We start from the raw sequence: 16,630 nt of genomic DNA, 5'->3' as shown, positions 1-16,630 counted from the left end.
AGTTTGATGTTTATCGTCCATGCAAATCTGCATGGATCGGTGAAACAGAATTAGGTTATGCAATTTTATGGCTGAAAAACAGCTGCGGGATTGTCCCGCAGCCGCGGTCGGTCATGATTGATAAGAAATGGAGGATATTTATTATGGCAAAGCAGGTTAGCCCTGGTGTTCTTGCGCTGCGTAAAGTCGTAGACGACGTTCATAAAGACGCGCGTGAGGCCAAAAAGAGAGGCGAGTTAGTTGGATGGTCTTCTTCCAAATTCCCGTGCGAGCTCGCAGCAGCATTTGATTTAAACGTTATGTACCCGGAGAACCAGGCAGCTGGTATCGCAGCAAACCGTTACGGTGAGCTTATGTGCCAGGCAGCTGAGGATATGGGTTACGATAACGATATCTGCGGTTATGCACGTATCAGCCTTGCATATGCAGCTGGTGTCCGTGTTGCTCGTAAGTTTGACCCGGAGACAGGTGAATACATCATCGATCCGAGCACAGGTAAGCCGTTAAAGGATGCTGACGGTAACGTAGTGATCGACGAGGCAACTGGCAAGCCGAAGAAAGATCCGAAGACTCAGACTCCGTATCTTGAGGTTGTAAACCTTCTTGAGCTTGAAAAACTTCCGGATGGACCGGATAAAGAGCGCCGCATCGCAGCAATCTCCCCGATCCGTCAGATGCAGATCCCGCAGCCGGATTTTGTTCTCTGCTGCAACAACATCTGTAACTGTATGACAAAGTGGTATGAGAACATCGCTCGTATGTGCAACATTCCGCTTATCATGATCGATATTCCGTACAACAACTCTGTTGATGTTGCTGATCAGAATGTTCGCTATGTTCGTGGACAGTTCGACAAGGCAATCAAGCAGTTAGAGGAGCTTACAGGCAAGAAGTTCGACGAGAAGAAGTTCGAGCATGCATGTGAGAACGCAAACCGTACAGCAAAAGCATGGTTAAAAGTCTGTGATTACTTACAGTACAAACCGGCTCCGTACAGTGGTTTCGACCTGTTCAACCATATGGCTGACGTCGTAACTGCACGTGCAAGAGTTGAGGCTGCTGAGGCATTCGAGCAGTTAGCGAAAGACCTTGACGAGACGATCGCTAAGGGTGAGACAACAACTCCGTTCCCGGAGAAATACCGTGTAATGTTCGAGGGTATTCCGTGCTGGCCGAAGCTTCCGGCTCTGTTCAAACCGTTAAAGGCTAACGGCGTGAACGTAACAGCAGTTGTATATGCACCGGCATTCGGTTTCGTATACAATGGTCTGGATGAGATGGCTCGTGCTTACTATAAAGCACCGAACTCTGTATGTATCGAGCAGGGTGTTGCATGGCGTGAAGGCATCTGCCGCGACAACAAGGTAGATGGCGTTCTCGTTCACTACAACAGAAGCTGTAAGCCGTGGTCTGGTTACATGGCTGAGATGCAGCGTCGCTTCACTAAGGATCTTGGCATCCCGTGCGCAGGATTCGATGGTGACCAGGCTGACCCGCGTAACTTCAATGCCGCTCAGTACGAGACTAGAGTACAGGGTCTTGTTGAGGCTATGGAAGCAAACATCCAGGCAAAGGAGGCTAAATAGACCATGAGTATCAACGCATTATTTGACGAATTTAAAGTAAAAGCTGCAACTCCGAAACAGCAGCTTGCTGAATATAAAGCACAGGGCAAGAAGGTCATCGGCGTTCTCCCGTACTACGCTCCGGAAGAGCTTGTATATGCTGCAGGCATGGTTCCGATGGGAATCTGGGGCTCCAACAACAAGACAATCAGCCGTGCAAAAGAGTACTGTGCAACCTTCTACTGCACAATCGCTCAGCTCGCACTTGAAATGCTTCTTGACGGAACTATGGATCAGTTAGACGGAATCATCACACCAACAATCTGTGATACATTACGTCCGATGAGCCAGAACTTCCGTGTTGCTATGGGCGACAAGATGAAAGTTATCTTCCTTGCTCATCCGCAGAACCGTTTCGAAGAGTTCGGACTTAAGTTCTGTGAGGAGGAGTACGCAAACGTTAAGGCTGACCTCGAGGAAGTATGTGGCCACGAGATCACCAACGATGCGATCCTTGACGCAATCAAGGTTTACAACAAGAGCCGTGCAGCTCGCCGTGAGTTCGTAAAACTCGCTAACGAGCACTGTGACGTTGTAACTCCTACAAAGCGTTCCGCAGTATTAAAGGCATTCTTCTTCATGGAGAAACCGGAATACACTGCAAAACTTGAAGAGTTAAACAAAGAGCTCGCAGCTCTTCCGGTATGTGACTGGAAGGGAACAAAGGTTGTTACATCCGGTATCATCGTAGACAACCCGAAGCTTCTTGAGATCTTCGAGAATAACAACATCGCGATCGCAGCTGATGATGTTGCTCATGAGAGTCGTTCCTTCCGTACAGACGTTCCGGAGGATGAGCAGGATGCTCTCAGAGCTCTTGCTAAACAGTTTGCAAACATGGATTACGATATCCTTCTTTATGATCCGCAGTCTTCCAAGAACCGCCGTGGCGAGTTCGTGGCTGACATGGTTAAGAAGAGCGGCGCTCAGGGTCTTGTACTCTTCATGCAGCAGTTCTGCGATCCGGAGGAGATGGAGTATCCGTACCTCAAGAAAGCTCTCGACAATGCAGGTATCCCGCACATCAAGCTTGGTGTTGACCAGCAGATGAGAGACTTCGGACAGGCTGCAACTGCTATCGAGGCATTTGCGGATGTTCTTGAGATGAGAAAGTAAATAAAACTTTGAATTGCACTGACCTGGTGATAGAATTGTGTTGAAAGCTTGCTTTCATAAGCAATTCTATTGCCGGGGCAGTATAAGGACGAGGTCCGAAGCTTCTTGGACGCCGTAAGGCGGAAAAGAAGATAATTCATAATGAGAGGGGGCAGGCGTTCTTTTTTTTTAGTGTTCACGCGGAGTCAGGCAAAAAACCGCCGTACCGAACATGATTTCCTTTTGGGGAGATCGTGGAGGTGCGGCGGTTTTTTTGTTGTGGGGAGATGGTGCTTCATAATGGGTCCGGGGACGCGCAGGGCCGCCTCCGGCCCCGGGTACTGGTTTCCAGAGACGGTTCCTCTAAGCTCCCGAAAGAATGCTAAGGGCGGAGAGCAGGGGACACAACTCGCCTGCGGCTTAAACAAGTGTCCCCTGTTCTCCAACGCATTCTCCCGGGTAGCCAAGAGGAAGCCATGCCTCTGGAATCAGGCACCCGTGTCCGGAGGCGGTCCTGCGCTGGGGGATGGGAGATATGGAAAAGAGAAAAAAGAAAAAAGAGGTTCCGTGTTGGGGGATAGAGGAAGGCAAGCCTGCAGATATAAATTTAAGTAAAGGACACTATCGGAAAATACTAAAATGTGGTATATTAGCTTGTAAAGATAATTATCGCGGCATAATATATGATTCTGAGAAAAAAGAATATTAATGCAAAATAAATGGAAAATTCAGAGAAAATGGTGTGTACAACTGTACAGATAAACATAAGTTTGAGCGGGAGATGGAATCACGGGCAACACAAACTGGAATTACGTTATTGCTGCTGTGGAAGAGATGAATTTTACAAAGGCCGCAAAGCGACTGTATATTTCGCAGCAATCATTGAGTAATTATATTGCAAAATTGGAAAAACAGTTTGGAGTAGAGTTTTTTAACAGAAAGAATACGCTTACCCTGACAACTGCAGGGGAGAGCCTGTACCGATATGCAAAATTTATCAAGATGGCGGTAGGAGAGTATGCGTCAGCACACAATGAGCATTTTATGGTGGATGAGCATTGGATCCAGTTAATGACAAGAGTGATGTGTATGGCAGCAGTAGCATTCCAGAATGAAAGCAGGGAAATACATGAATAATAAAAAAGAACGTATTGCAGATGCGATCAATCGCAGCAGGGATGAATTGTTTGAATTGTCAAAGAAGATCCATGATCATCCGGAACTTGGTTTTGAAGAGTTTCAGGCGGTGGAGGCAATTTCTTCGGTTCTGGAGCATCACGGATTTCAGGTGCAAAAGGGGTATGGAGGTCTTCAGACTGCCTTTCGCGCAGATAAAGCGGGAAAAGGGAAGGGACCGAATGTTGCATTTCTGGCGGAATATGACGCACTCAGAGGCATTGGTCATGGCTGTGGTCATAATCTGATTGCCACCTGTTCGACTGGGGCATTTTAGGACTTGCCTCCATGATGGCGGAATTAAACGGAAATGTTTGCCTGATCGGAACTCCGGCGGAGGAAGGAGGAGCTGGAAAGGTAAAACTTCTCAGAAATGGAGCATTTGACGATGTAGACTTCGCTTTGATGATGCATCCGTCATCCGGAGGAGCGAATCTGGTTGGCAGAGGCGGCAGGGCAGCATGTACGCTGACAATTAGTTTTACGGGAAAAGGAGCGCATTCCTCCGTGCCGAAGAATGGAATCAATGTGTTAAGTGCTGTTCTTCATGTGTTCCAGCAGATTGATCTTCTACGTCCGACATTCGATCCTCAGGACAACATCAATGGAATTATAACAAACGGTGGCAGCGCTGCAAATGTGATTCCTGCGCAGGCAGAATGTGAGTTCTGTGTCCGGGCGGATACGATGAAGAGGACGGAGGAACTGATTGAAATTTTAAAACGCTGTGTAGAAAATGCAGAAAAACTGACAGGAGCAAATGCTTTGATTAATCTGGGCGATATCTATGCGGAACGATATCCAAATCAGCCGATGTGTCAGGCATTCAAGGATAATATGGAATTGATAGGAATTCACATGGAATGGCCGGATCCGAAAAAGCAATACGGTTCTTCGGACATCGGAAATGTATCCATCAAAATTCCGGCGATTCATGATTATCTGTCCATCACAGATGACAAAACAATTCAGGGTCATACGATAGAGTATGCAAATGCGGCAGGAAGCTTAGAGGCGCAGGAAATCTGCTTAAAAGGCGCAAAAGGACTTGCCATGACTGGATATGATATTTTGGTGGATCCTGATTTTCAGAAAAATATCCGCACATATCACGAAAAACAAATCCCCATTTTTTATAAAGAAAAATAGTTTGGAGAATGTATTGGCACTGTTGTTTCTTTTCTCCCTTTTCGGAATTGTGTGTCTGAATGAAAAAATATGTATAATTATGCATTATTGATGTATAAATATACATTAAGGTTAATTTAAAAACGAATTTGTTTGAAGTTTCACCAAATCAATGGAGGTGTTTGATTATGAAAAAAAGAATAATTGCAGTAATTGTAATTTTAGCTGTATTAGTAGCTCTATTCTTTATTGGCACAGGTTTTCAAAAAAGAATGGATGTCGTATTAGTTGATTACTCTGTATCAGAGGATGGAACGGAGATCACGCTTGATGTAGGAATTCCAACATCTACAGGATATATCAGAGGATTTAAAGACAATGGCGGTGGAGTAAAACCACATTATCTTACATTTTTTTCGACATTTGGTGGAATAAACAGTCCGATTGGAGCAGAGCATAGCTTCCAATTAGAGCTTACTTCGGATGATACAGAAATTTATTTTAACAGACCGGAGAGAGGTTACGAGTTGGTTTTAGTGAAAGATGAAGAAACAGGTCAATGGCTCAGACCAAGTGGAATAGGTGAAGAAAATAACACTATTTTTGAAGCAACCATTCTTGAAATTCGTGATAATTATTTTTTAGTAGAACCAGTAGAGGGTAGTCAAGAATTAAACAGTGCAGATCTGATTATAGTACCAATGAAAAACATAGGTACTGCTCCACAACCAAATGTTGGTGACATTATTGAAATAGCATATAACGGAGAAATTGCAGAAAGTTATCCAGCACAGATAACAGAGGTTTACGGTATCAAAGTTGTCAAAGAAGCAGAACAATAAATAACAGGATAGTTTGGGCTAAGTAATATCAGAAACACTTTTCCGAAAAGGGAGTGATGCAGACTTTAAACAATATGATGTAATATTGCAAGATAAAGTAAGAACAGGAATGCAAAAGGTTATCGGTGGTTACTACACAGATGCATTACAAGCTTCAAAAGATAATAAGGCATTTTTAACAAAATATATCAATAATCTACGCGCATAATAAGAAGGTGGATAAACTTATGACAAGAGAAGAAGTATTTAAAAGAATTTGGAATTGGCATAACTTTTTGTATCGTTATACAGATGGTAAATTTGATGATTTTAGATATGTTGTTTTGGGATACTGTGAATCAAGCAGACCTGATGAGTTGAATATAACATCATACGATATGCAAATGCTTGATAAAATGATTGAAGTATATGAAGCAAATAACATATCAGAAAATGATAAAGGCTTTTTGGCAAGCAGAATGCATAAAATTTCAAATAAGTGCGACTGTCGATTTGAAAATAGAAAAACCAAACAAGAGCAATTAGATTTCATAAATAGTTTGTCTGAAAGTCAGCTGAAAGAAGTTGTCAAACAGATTGAAATGTATGATTTAGCAAGAGAATTATATAGCAAAGGCTATAGATAAGTAAAAGGCTACCTCACCATCCAAGTGAAGTAGCCTTTCAAAAATTTCAATTTCACGAATTGCGTATAATCATTAAGTAAAACGAACTCCCCATTATGGAAAAATAAATAAAAATCGTGGAAAACGTATAAAAATGAGTTTATATACAGTAGGAACACTTTTCCGAAAAGGGAGTTTCTTTTTATAGAGCAACAGTGCTATTTTTTGTGGCTTTTGTATAAGAAATATGATAAAATGGGTGGAAAAGAGCGAATAGTAGAACTGATATGAAAGGGATAAATAAAATCTGAACGGAATCAAAAGGGGGATTTCGGGGGAGTGAAGGGAAAGAGAAACGTATGGGCGTTGTTCCTTGGAATTGCAGTTGCGGCGATGAGTGCGGCGGGCTGCAGCACAGGGGAGAGCAGCGGCCAGGGACCGGAGAAAGTGAGTGCGGAGAAGAGACTTACGGTGTATACTTCCCATAAGCAGGAGGTCTATGCACCGATCATAAAGGAGTTTGAGGAGCGGACCGGAATCTGGGTGGAAGTGCTTCCCGGGGGAACGACGGAGCTTCTGGAGCGGATCCGGGAAGAGGGAGAAAAGGGATCCTGTGACGTGATGTTTGGCGGAGGTGTGGAGAGCTATGAGGTCTTTAAGGACTGCTTCGTGTCATATGAGAGCACCCAGAGCGATCATATCGAGAGTATATACCGGACGGAGGATCATGTCTGGACTCCGTTTACGGAGCTTCCCATTGTCCTGATCTACAACAATAAGCTGGTGGACGCGGCTGCCGCCCCGCGGGGATTTGAGGATCTGTTTGACGGGAACTGGGACGGAAAGGTGTCCTTTGCGGACCCGGGAAGATCCGGCAGCAGCTGCACGATGCTGGAGACGATGATCCAGGTCCTGCCGATGCGTGAAAATGAGGTTCTGGAACGGTTTGCCGGAGTACTCGGCCGCCGGATGGCGGCAGGGTCAGGCGCCGTACTCGATGAGGTGTCAGAGGGAACATATCTGGTTGGTCTGACCCTGGAGGAAACTGCGAAAAAGTATATCGACCGCGGCGCGGCGATCTCGATCGTCTATCCGCGGGAGGGAACCAGCGCGGTGGCAGACGGATGCGCGGTGATCAGGGGGGCGGAGCATGAAGAAAACGCGAAGCTTTTTGTGGATTTTATCGTGAGTCCAGATGTCCAGAGACTGGCTGTCGAGAAGCTTTACAGACGGACGGTCCGCGATGATATTACCCCGGATCAGAAGGAAGAGGGTTCGATCATGGACTTCGATCTTGGATGGGCGGTGAAAAACCAGAAATCCATTTTGGAAAAATGGGCGGCGCTCATGGCGGAAAACGGAGGTGGATCATGAAGAATTTTATTCAGAGATCCTTCCGGCGGGAGCTTCTTGTGAGTTTTCTTGCGGTGTCTGTTCTTCCGTTGATCGTGTGCTGTGTGTTTCTGATTCAGATGTTTAAGGTGAAGGTCGGAAGAGATTTTGAAAAAAAGGATATGGAGCTTGCCGGTGCGGTAGAACAGCAGCTGATGACGCTGTTCGACGCTTATCATGACGCGGCGGAGGAACTGTGTACGGATCCGCTGGTTGCCGAGGCACTGGAAAAGGAGAGCTTTGGAAAGAAGAATGAAGTGTACCGAAGTCTGTACGGAGCGACCGCTGCATGCCGTGAGATGGCGGGATTTCATCTCTACAATGCGGGCGGCTCCTGCCTGTACTCTACGGGAAACCGTACCTACGGACAGACACTGCCGGTATACTGGGGGATCCTGAGAGAGGCACATGCCCATCCGAATGACCTGATCATCCGGAGTGATCTGGAGATTGGCGGTGATGAGGTCCTGCGGTTTGCTAGAGCGGTGACCGGAAATTCGGAGGAATGTTCCGGATATTTTGTGGCCACAATGACGGCGGAGCATTTCGCGAAGGCGCTCTCCGGTACATACAGCGGTCAGGACGGAATCTGTATCCTCAATGGATTTCTGGAGACTGTGTACAGCGTAGGCACGGCATCGGGGGAGACGGTCGGAGATGTTCTGAGAAACCGTTTTTTACAGGGAGAACCTCTGACGGAGGTTTGGAACAACAATAGTATTTACGTTTCAAAGCTGGGGGACACAGGGCTTTACAGTGTCCTGATCCGTCCCCATGTTTTTACGAGTGATACCACGAGATCCATGTATACGGTTCTTTTTTTCATGGCCGCAGGAAGCTTTCTTTTAAGCGTTGGCGTTGCGGTTGGGATCAGCTCTTTTCTCTCCAAGCCGATCCATGTGCTTCATGATGCCATGGATGAGGTTCAGGAGGGAAAACTGGATACCCATGTGGACATGGAACGTCAGGACGAGTTTGGGGAGCTGGCGGAAAATTTTAATATCATGACAAAGAGGATCTCCTCCTATATGGGGGAGCGGGTTCGGCGCGAAAAGGAGCTGAATGAGACCCAGATCGCCATGATGCAGTCCCAGCTAAACCCGCATTTTCTCTACAATACCCTTGATACGATGAAATGGGTGGCGAAGGCGAACCATATTCCGGAGCTTGCGACGCTTGCGTCAAAGCTTGCAAAGATCCTTCGGACGAGTATCTCCAATGCACAGTTTATCACGCTGAAAGAGGAGATGACGCTGGTCGAGAGCTATGCTGAGATCCAGAGGATCCGGTTTAACGGAAAGTTTGATTTTCAGTACGAGATCGATCCGGAGACGGAAACGATCATGGTGCCGAAGCTGATCGTACAGCCGATCGTTGAGAATGCGGTGATCCATGGACTGGCAGACGCGGATGAGGGACATATCTTTGTCCGGGCGTATCTGGATCAGGCGGAACTTGTCGTTGAGGTTTCGGATGACGGCTGCGGGATCAGTGATGAAGTGATCCGACGGCTCGGAAACCGGGACAAGGAACAGAAGAATGGCCACATCGGCTTTTACAATGTGGATACGATCATCCGGCTTCATTATGGAAAAGACTACGGTCTCAGGGCAGAGCGGCTGGCTGCAGGTGGAACAAAGGTAACGATAAGAATACCGGTGAAAGGTTCCGGACAGCCTGCTCCCGGTATGGAAAACAGATCCTGATGATCAATGGGGGAAAGGAAAAAAGGAAGGGGGGAGCTGTTATGATAAAGGTGATCGTTGTAGATGACGAGCGGTTCGTACGAATGGGAATTGTCGGTGAGACGGACTGGACTACGCTGGGATGCGAGGTCGTGGGTGAGGCGGAAAATGGATTGGACGCATTGGAGCTGGTCCATGAAAAGAATCCGGACCTGATGATCTGTGATATCCGGATGCCTAAGATGAACGGTCTTGAGATGTTAAAGAAGCTTCGTGAAGAGAAAAATCCGGTACAGGTGATCTTTCTGACCGCGTACAGCGAGTTTTCCTACGCCAGAGAGGCGTTGAAGCTTTACGCATTTGATTATCTGTTAAAGCCTTTTGAGGACGGGGAACTGGAAAGCGCGATCCTCAGGGCAAAAGAGCGGATCGAGACGGATCGGGAGAAGAGAAGCGGTACCGGTCTGAGCAGATCTGTTCCGGATAACGCGCTGGAAAAGGAGCAATATCCGGACGCTTTGGAAGGTGACAGACCGGAGAGCGATGCCACGGTGATCCGGCTCTGCCTGCCATTCGATGAGAATACCGCGGGACTTACCGGATACGTCCGGGACGCGGTGCTTTATATGGCATCTCATTACGGGGAAAGTACGATCAATGTGGCGAAGATCGCAGGTGCGGTGGGGATCAGCGAAGGCCACCTGAGCCACTGCTTCAAGAAAGAGACGGGATATACGGTGATGGGATGGCTCACACGGTACCGGATGAAAAAGGCAGTGGAACTGCTTTCGGATCACCGGAACAAGGTGTACGAGGTGGCAGAAAAAGTCGGATATAAAGATATTGCGTATTTTTCTAACACATTTAAAAAAATTGTGGGCGTTGCTCCATCGGAGATACAGGAAAAATAATCGGAATCCTGAAAAAGCAAGCCGGTGGAGTCTGCCAATGGAAAAGGTAAGAATTAAAATAAAAATACAGGAGGAATCATTATGAATGTAAAGATGTTTGGGGAGATCTGTGATGCGTTTGGACCGAGCGGATTTGAGGAGGATGTAATCCGCACGGTTGCAAAGTACTGTAAAGGACTGGAGCTGGAAAATGACGCGATGAATAACCTTTATGCGCGTATGCCCGGTGAGGATCCGGAGAAACCGGTCGTGATGCTGGATGCCCATACAGATGAGTGTGGATTTATGGTACAGAGCATCAGAGAAAACGGAAGCCTGGAGATCCTCATGCTCGGTGGAGTGATCCTCACGAACCTTCCGGCGCACACAGTGATGATCCGGACCAGAAGCGGGAAACTTGTACGGGGAATTATTTCTTCCAAGCCGATCCATTTTATGAATGAGGCAGAGCGGGCTTCCCAGTCGCTGAGTATTGAGACACTGAGTGTGGATGTCGGCGCGGTGAGCAGGAAAGAAGTGACAGAAGTATTCGGCATTTCCATCGGAGATCCGGCAGTCCCGGAAGTTTCATTTTCCTACGATGAGGAACGTGACCTCTGCTTTGGAAAAGCGTTTGATAACCGTGCAGGCTGTGCATGCATTATTGACACCATGACCCGTCTGTGCGGGGAGAAGGATCAGCTGGCGGTACGGGTGACCGGAGCGTTTGCGGCTCAGGAGGAAGTTGGAACAAGAGGTGCCACAGTCACATCCCAAATTGTCCGTCCGGACCTGGCGATTGTCTTTGAGGGCTCCCCGTCAGATGATTTCTATTTCAGTGCTGCCCAGACACAGGGGCATATGCGGGGCGGTGTCCAGATCCGCAGGATGGATAAGAGTTATATTTCAAATCCGGTGTTTATCGAGTACGCGGAAGAGCTTGCGAAGAAATTCGGAATTCCATTTCAGGAGACAGTCCGCCGTGGCGGAAGCACGAACGCGGGAAAGATCAGCCTGACAGCAAAGGCAGTTCCGGTCCTGGTTCTCGGCGTCCCGAGCCGGTATGTCCATACCCATTATAATTTCTGCGCGAAGTCCGATCTGGAGGCGGCAGCAGATCTTGCTGTGGAAGTGATCCGGGGACTTGACGCGGAAAAGATCCGGCATATCTGCAGACAGGATATTTTAAAATAAGAAGATCCCGGGAATCTGAAAGCGGCAGTGTCCTTCAGAGGGGTGAAGACAGAACAACAGAAAAAAGCGTCCGGATCCATAGGAATGGATTCCGGACGCTTTTTCCGTAAAAATGAGGAACTAAATGGGAAAACTCAGAGGCGGAGGTTTGTGGGGGTTATGCCTCTAATTTTTTCCCGGTGATCATCTCATATGCTTCCAGATATTTCGCGATAGTCTTATCGACGATCTCCTGCGGAAGTGTCCAGTCGTTGCCCGGATGGGAAGTGAGCCAGTCGCGGGCGAACTGCTTGTCGAAGGACGGCTGACCGTGACCCGGCTCATAGCCTTTTGCCGGCCAGAAGCGGGAGCTGTCCGGTGTGAGCATCTCGTCACCGATCACGAGGTTGCCCTCCTCGTCAAGACCGAATTCGAATTTTGTATCGGCGATGATGATCCCTTTTGCGAGGGCGTACTCTGCACATTTTTTATATAAAGCGATGGTGCTGTCACGAAGAAGCTCTGCATACTCGCGGCCCTTTCCCGGGAAGTATTTCTCGAGATGGTCGATGCTCTGCTCGAAGGAAATATTCTCATCATGGTCGCCGATCTCAGCCTTTGTGGACGGAGTATAGATCGGCTCCGGGAGTTTATCGGATTCCTTTAAGCCTTCCGGAAGACGGATTCCGCAGACGGTACCGTCTTTTTTGTAGCTTGCCCAGCCGCTTCCTGTAATATATCCGCGGACGATGCACTCGATCGGCAGCATATGTAACTTGCGGCACATCATCGTCTTTCCTTCAAATTTTTTCTGCTGGAAGAACTCCGGCATATCCTTTGTATCAACGGAGATCATATGGTTCGGGAGAATATCCTTTGTCAGGTCAAACCAGAATTTGGACATCTGGGTCAGAACAGCACCTTTGGAGGTAACCTCATTGTGAAGGATCACGTCAAAACAGCTGATACGGTCGGTGGCAACCATGATCAGGCTGTCGCCATTGTCATAAATTTCGCGTACTTTTCCTTCTTTGATCGGTTTTAATTCCTGCATGTCTACACCTCTTCATTATATTTTCTTATACAGCGTTTGTCATATCATGAAAACGCTGAGCGAACTTACAGTAAAATTACCATTAAATGGCGGTTTCTGTCAATATTCAATTTGCACAATATTTACATAAGAAAAAAGGAATGTTTTGGAAATTGAAGAATAGTTGCAATTTCAAAAGTTTTTGACTGAATACTTAAAAGATTTGCTAATAATTATAAATAAGACATACTAATATAAAACGAGACATTTATAAGAAACGGAAAGCGCAAAGGAATCGGATTTTTCCGATGCTTCGCATTTTGAATCGGCAAAATTCGCGGCCACAACTGTATCATACGGAATTTTCCGTTCAGAAAATTCCTACCCGGGAAAAGTAATGAAAAGTTCCTTGACTTAATATATCGGAGCGGCAGAGAAACACAAGGCGATTCAGGCATTGAGATATGTACTAATATATAAGAAAACATTTATAAGAATCGACTGCCGTTTTTTGTAAACGGAATTTTCCGGGCTGAAGAACCTGTATCATGCAGTTGTGGATTCTGGTGGTTTATGTAAAAAATTTCAAAAACCCCTTGACCGGTAGTTACAACCGAATCCTATAATCAATGGCAACAACCGATAGAAACAATCGGATCACAGGATCGTAAATCGGGCGTGTTCTGTGCGCCGGGAGATTTGCATCCGGCAGCAGGGACAGGAGCGGAAGATCCATGAGAGTATACGGCTGAAAAAAAGTAATAGGATCAGACAATATGAAGGAGGAAACTATTATGAAGGAGTTTGTTTATTCGTATTCAATGAAGGTATATATTGGAGAAGGCGCGGCAAGAAAGGCGATCGCGGCAGAACTTGGAAGGTTTGGAAAGACTGTGATGCTTGCATACGGCGGAGGTTCGATCAAAAAATCGGGAGTTTACGACGAAATGAGATCTCTGCTCACGGAAGCAGGGAAGGAGATCGTGGATTTTTCCGGGATCATGCCGAACCCTACATATGCGAAGGTACAGGAAGGTGCAGCTCTTGTCAGGGAAAAGAAAGTAGATTTTATCCTGGCTGTCGGCGGCGGAAGTGTCATTGACTGCTGCAAAGTAATCTCTGCGCAGGCAGTTCTTGATGAGGATATCTGGGACATGGAATATGGTAAGGGAAAATTCCCGACGACCGGGATCCCGATGGGAGCTGTTGTCACAGCATCCGGAACAGGTGCGGAGATGAATGCCGGGTCCGTGATCACTTGTGAGGAAAAAATGTGGAAGGGACCGATCTTTGGCACTGCGGCATCATTTGCGGTCCTGGATCCGTCCTACACGATGACGGTACCGAAGATGCAGGTGCTCTCCGGCGCATTTGAGACATTGAGCCATGCGATGGAAACATATCTCGGGACTTCCGATCAGGACAATGTTTCCGATGATGTGGCATTAGCAGTCATGAGAAATACGGTTGTCAATATGCGGCGCGTTCTTGTGGATATCAATGATATTCAGGCGCGAGGCAATCTGATGTGGGATTCTGCGATGGCGGAGAATGGAATCCTGAAAGTGGGCCGTGTGACCGATTTCCAGGCTCATCAGATCGAGCATCAGCTTGGAGCTTATACGGACTGCAACCATGGACAGGGTCTTGCGGTGATCCAGCCGGTTTACTATCGTCATATTTTGAAAGACGCAGAAGAAAAATTCACACGTTTTGCGAAAGCAGTGTTTGGCGCTGATACAGCAGAGGGCGGAATAAAAGCATTGGAAGAATTTGTGAAAGAATGCGGTTTTCCGACGAAGATGAGCCAGCTGGGATCAAATGTGGAGATCACACCGGAGGTACTCCGGAAAGTTGCTGATACCTGCAATATCATAAAGACAAATCCGCGTGAACTGGATCGCGAAGAAATCTATCAGATCCTGATGGAGTGCATGTAAATGCCGGAAATGCGTACGGCAACGGCAGCGGATCTTGATGGACAGAAAATTTTCTGAATTGTAAATGCTGAAAGATGCGGCTGAGGACAGATCCTGCGGCTCTATAATAGAAAGAACCGGCAGGATCTGTCTGCAGTGTGCAGGCGGGAAATATCCGTGCATGATGACAACTGCAGGGGACTTTGCAAAGATACACTTGACAATTCGAAGAAATGATGATAGGATTTGGGTTACATAAGGGTGTAGTTTTTGGTCCGGGGTCGCCCGGAAAAAACAATGCCGTGCGACAGAGACTGCAGACAGACTCTGCCACAGCTTAACTCCGAAGAGAGTGCCAGTAAGGGCTTGTACTGGTTTCGACGGGGACTTTGAAGCTGGTGAAGCTATCCGCATGCAATGCGTTAAATGGCAAACCTAAATATAAACGCTAACGACGAATTAGCATACGCAGCCTAATTTAGGCAGCTGTCGGCCTTAGAAGACCTGCATTTTAAGTCACCGGCATCATTTAAAGCAGGAAACGACACGTGCAAAGCTTTGCGCACGTGGGCGTATCATGAAGCTACCAAACGAGTCAGGATGTCTGCTTTCGGGCGCGGGAGGGAATTTTAAATAACAGACTATGATAGTAGAAGAACAGGGGATTGGTTTTCGGACAGGGGTTCGATTCCCCTCAGGTCCACGACAAAAGCCGCGTATTTACGCGGCTTTTTAGTTTTTGTGTTGCATTTCGTGTTGCATATTTAGCAGGGCTTTGTACCAGCCGTTCGGATCAGCTTCACGAAGTGCATTTATAATCTCAATGGCGGACTTCTCTTTTTCTGAAGCACTTCCGCCCAGAAGCGAGTCAAAATAATTGTCTATGGTCTCATCGACCTTTTCCCGTTCCTCTGAAAATGTATGTGTGTATACGTTTTTCATAACCCGATCAGAAGACCATCCGCCGCGTTCCTGCGCATATTTATCCGGGATCCGGAGCATTGCCATTACAGATGCATTGAGGTGCCGCAGATCGTGGAATGTCATGTGAGGTAGGTCATGCTGCTCTAAAAGAGATACCCAGCGCATGTAAATTGCATGTCCGCTCAGGGTGATCAACGGATCATCTGGTTTCTTCCCGGAGATATTCTTGTCGATCAATGCTTGAATATAATTCGGGATGTGATGCTTACGCAGACGGGCTTCCGCTTTGCCGCTTTCCTTTACCGTTGGAGTCTGTCCGATGTCAACGATAACACGGTCCAGGGTAATGTACCCGTTAGAGATATCTCGAACACGGATTCCACGGATCTCAGACATAGAGTAGCTGAGCCAGCAGGCCAGGAGACACGGCAGTTCGATTTCCGTATCTTTAATGATTTCCAGCACAGTTTTTGCAGGAATAAGATTTTTAACTTTCTTAGGTATCTTAGGCAGCCTTACATCATAGTTATCGTTCGGATAAAAATAGTTTATAACGCTTCGTATGTAGCTGTAAGTGTTTCGAACAGTCTTGGGTGATATAGGTGCTTTCGTTTTTGTTGAACGTTTTGAGGGGCGCTTCGTATCGTCATCAACAGCTTTCTGCAAGTCCTCTGTGGTGATGTCTTTAAGCTTCTTTTCCATTAGGAAAGCATAGGAGTCGTATTGTTCTTTTGAATATCCCTGGACAGTGGTACCTGAGAGCGATGGGCCGATGGCTTCTACGTACTTCTTCATTGCATCTTTCAGCAAAATGTTTCCGTTTTTTTGACGTTTCCGGCTGACATTGGTGTCACGATCCTGTTGAAATTCGGCGGCCTGACGCTCAGCATCCGCTTTCCCGCGTCTTGATGGGTCATCGCTGGTAAATGATTCATAAATTCGTTTATCCTTCCATGTACCTGATTTCGTGTCGAATATACGCTCAGTGTGACTGTACACAAGACACCTCCAGGATCCGGAGGGTAGCTTTTTCGCAGTAGCCATTATATCATGCTCCTTCCTGTTGCGACGTCGCAACACCTAAAAATGGGTATAAAAAATACGCCCCTTGCCAGGACGCACTGGAGATGATATAATTCAGGT

General features: G+C 46.8%; 15 protein-coding genes and 1 other RNA gene. 14 read left to right on the top strand and 2 right to left on the bottom strand.

The genetic code is table 11. The annotated features are described in order from the left end of the window. The first annotated feature begins 143 nt into the window (after positions 1 to 143). The 12 genes from hgdA to FN001_RS00175 all read left to right on the top strand — a co-directional run bounded on the left by hgdA (position 144) and on the right by FN001_RS00175 (position 11,632). Entirely contained in the window at positions 144 to 1,586 is a 1,443-nt protein-coding gene (gene hgdA / locus FN001_RS00220; RefSeq protein ID WP_118322398.1) for a (R)-2-hydroxyglutaryl-CoA dehydratase subunit alpha, read from the top strand. 3 nt (positions 1,587 to 1,589) lie between these two features. Further along, positions 1,590 to 2,741, top strand: a complete 1,152-nt coding sequence (gene hgdB, locus FN001_RS00215; RefSeq protein WP_015554212.1) for a (R)-2-hydroxyglutaryl-CoA dehydratase subunit beta — start codon at positions 1,590 to 1,592, stop codon at positions 2,739 to 2,741. Between the two features lie 514 nt (positions 2,742 to 3,255). After that, entirely contained in the window at positions 3,256 to 3,429 is a 174-nt protein-coding gene (locus FN001_RS17900; protein ID WP_182435781.1) for a hypothetical protein, read from the top strand. 77 nt (positions 3,430 to 3,506) lie between these two features. Beyond that, positions 3,507 to 3,857, top strand: coding sequence for a LysR family transcriptional regulator (locus FN001_RS18645; protein ID WP_486463472.1), 351 nt, complete (start codon positions 3,507 to 3,509; stop codon positions 3,855 to 3,857). Beyond that, the gene (locus tag FN001_RS18280; RefSeq protein ID WP_242998053.1) at positions 3,850 to 4,173 is read left to right on the top strand and encodes a zinc-binding metallopeptidase family protein; all 324 of its coding nucleotides are present in this window, start codon (positions 3,850 to 3,852) and stop codon (positions 4,171 to 4,173) included. Before FN001_RS18645 ends, FN001_RS18280 begins: the two co-directional genes overlap by 8 nt. 11 nt (positions 4,174 to 4,184) lie before the next feature. Next, complete coding sequence (locus FN001_RS00205; RefSeq protein WP_243121902.1) at positions 4,185 to 5,045, top strand: peptidase dimerization domain-containing protein; 861 nt, start codon at positions 4,185 to 4,187, stop codon at positions 5,043 to 5,045. Positions 5,046 to 5,212: 167 nt separating this feature from the next. Then, complete coding sequence (locus FN001_RS00200) at positions 5,213 to 5,866, top strand: hypothetical protein (RefSeq protein WP_142410445.1); 654 nt, start codon at positions 5,213 to 5,215, stop codon at positions 5,864 to 5,866. 227 nt (positions 5,867 to 6,093) lie between these two features. Further along, positions 6,094 to 6,492 carry a hypothetical protein gene (locus FN001_RS00195; RefSeq protein ID WP_142410444.1) on the top strand — a complete coding sequence of 133 codons (399 nt, stop codon included), beginning with the start codon at positions 6,094 to 6,096 and terminating at the stop codon, positions 6,490 to 6,492. A gap of 318 nt (positions 6,493 to 6,810) precedes the next feature. Further along, positions 6,811 to 7,845, top strand: a complete 1,035-nt coding sequence (locus FN001_RS00190) for an ABC transporter substrate-binding protein (RefSeq protein WP_142410443.1) — start codon at positions 6,811 to 6,813, stop codon at positions 7,843 to 7,845. Continuing rightward, positions 7,842 to 9,569, top strand: coding sequence for a sensor histidine kinase (locus tag FN001_RS00185; RefSeq protein WP_142410442.1), 1,728 nt, complete (start codon positions 7,842 to 7,844; stop codon positions 9,567 to 9,569). Before FN001_RS00190 ends, FN001_RS00185 begins: the two co-directional genes overlap by 4 nt. A gap of 41 nt (positions 9,570 to 9,610) precedes the next feature. Beyond that, positions 9,611 to 10,459 (top strand): response regulator transcription factor, encoded by an 849-nt coding sequence (locus FN001_RS00180; protein ID WP_142410441.1) that lies wholly within the window; start codon positions 9,611 to 9,613, stop codon positions 10,457 to 10,459. Positions 10,460 to 10,540: 81 nt separating this feature from the next. Further along, on the top strand, positions 10,541 to 11,632 hold the full coding sequence (locus FN001_RS00175; protein WP_015554214.1) for a M42 family metallopeptidase: 1,092 nt from the start codon (positions 10,541 to 10,543) through the stop codon (positions 11,630 to 11,632). A 157-nt stretch (positions 11,633 to 11,789) separates the two neighbouring features. Here the strand turns inward: FN001_RS00175 and FN001_RS00170 are convergent, their stop codons facing one another. After that, on the bottom strand, positions 11,790 to 12,665 hold the full coding sequence (locus FN001_RS00170; RefSeq protein ID WP_015554215.1) for a phosphoribosylaminoimidazolesuccinocarboxamide synthase: 876 nt from the start codon (positions 12,663 to 12,665) through the stop codon (positions 11,790 to 11,792). Between the two features lie 773 nt (positions 12,666 to 13,438). Between FN001_RS00170 and FN001_RS00165 the strand changes: the two genes are divergently transcribed. Both FN001_RS00165 and ssrA read left to right on the top strand, forming a co-directional pair. Next, positions 13,439 to 14,584: an iron-containing alcohol dehydrogenase gene (locus FN001_RS00165; RefSeq protein ID WP_142410440.1), complete on the top strand. Its 1,146-nt coding sequence runs from the start codon at positions 13,439 to 13,441 to the stop codon at positions 14,582 to 14,584. Between the two features lie 341 nt (positions 14,585 to 14,925). Next, positions 14,926 to 15,269, top strand: a transfer-messenger RNA (tmRNA) gene (gene ssrA, locus FN001_RS00160). 26 nt (positions 15,270 to 15,295) lie between these two features. Here the strand turns inward: ssrA and FN001_RS00155 are convergent. After that, complete coding sequence (locus FN001_RS00155) at positions 15,296 to 16,531, bottom strand: site-specific integrase (RefSeq protein WP_142410439.1); 1,236 nt, start codon at positions 16,529 to 16,531, stop codon at positions 15,296 to 15,298. Positions 16,532 to 16,630 lie beyond the last annotated feature (99 nt).

Source organism: Clostridium sp. Marseille-P7770, assembly GCF_902143525.1.
Classification (GTDB): Bacteria; Bacillota; Clostridia; order Lachnospirales; family Lachnospiraceae; genus Pilosibacter.
This window is presented reverse-complemented; position numbering and strand designations above follow the sequence as displayed.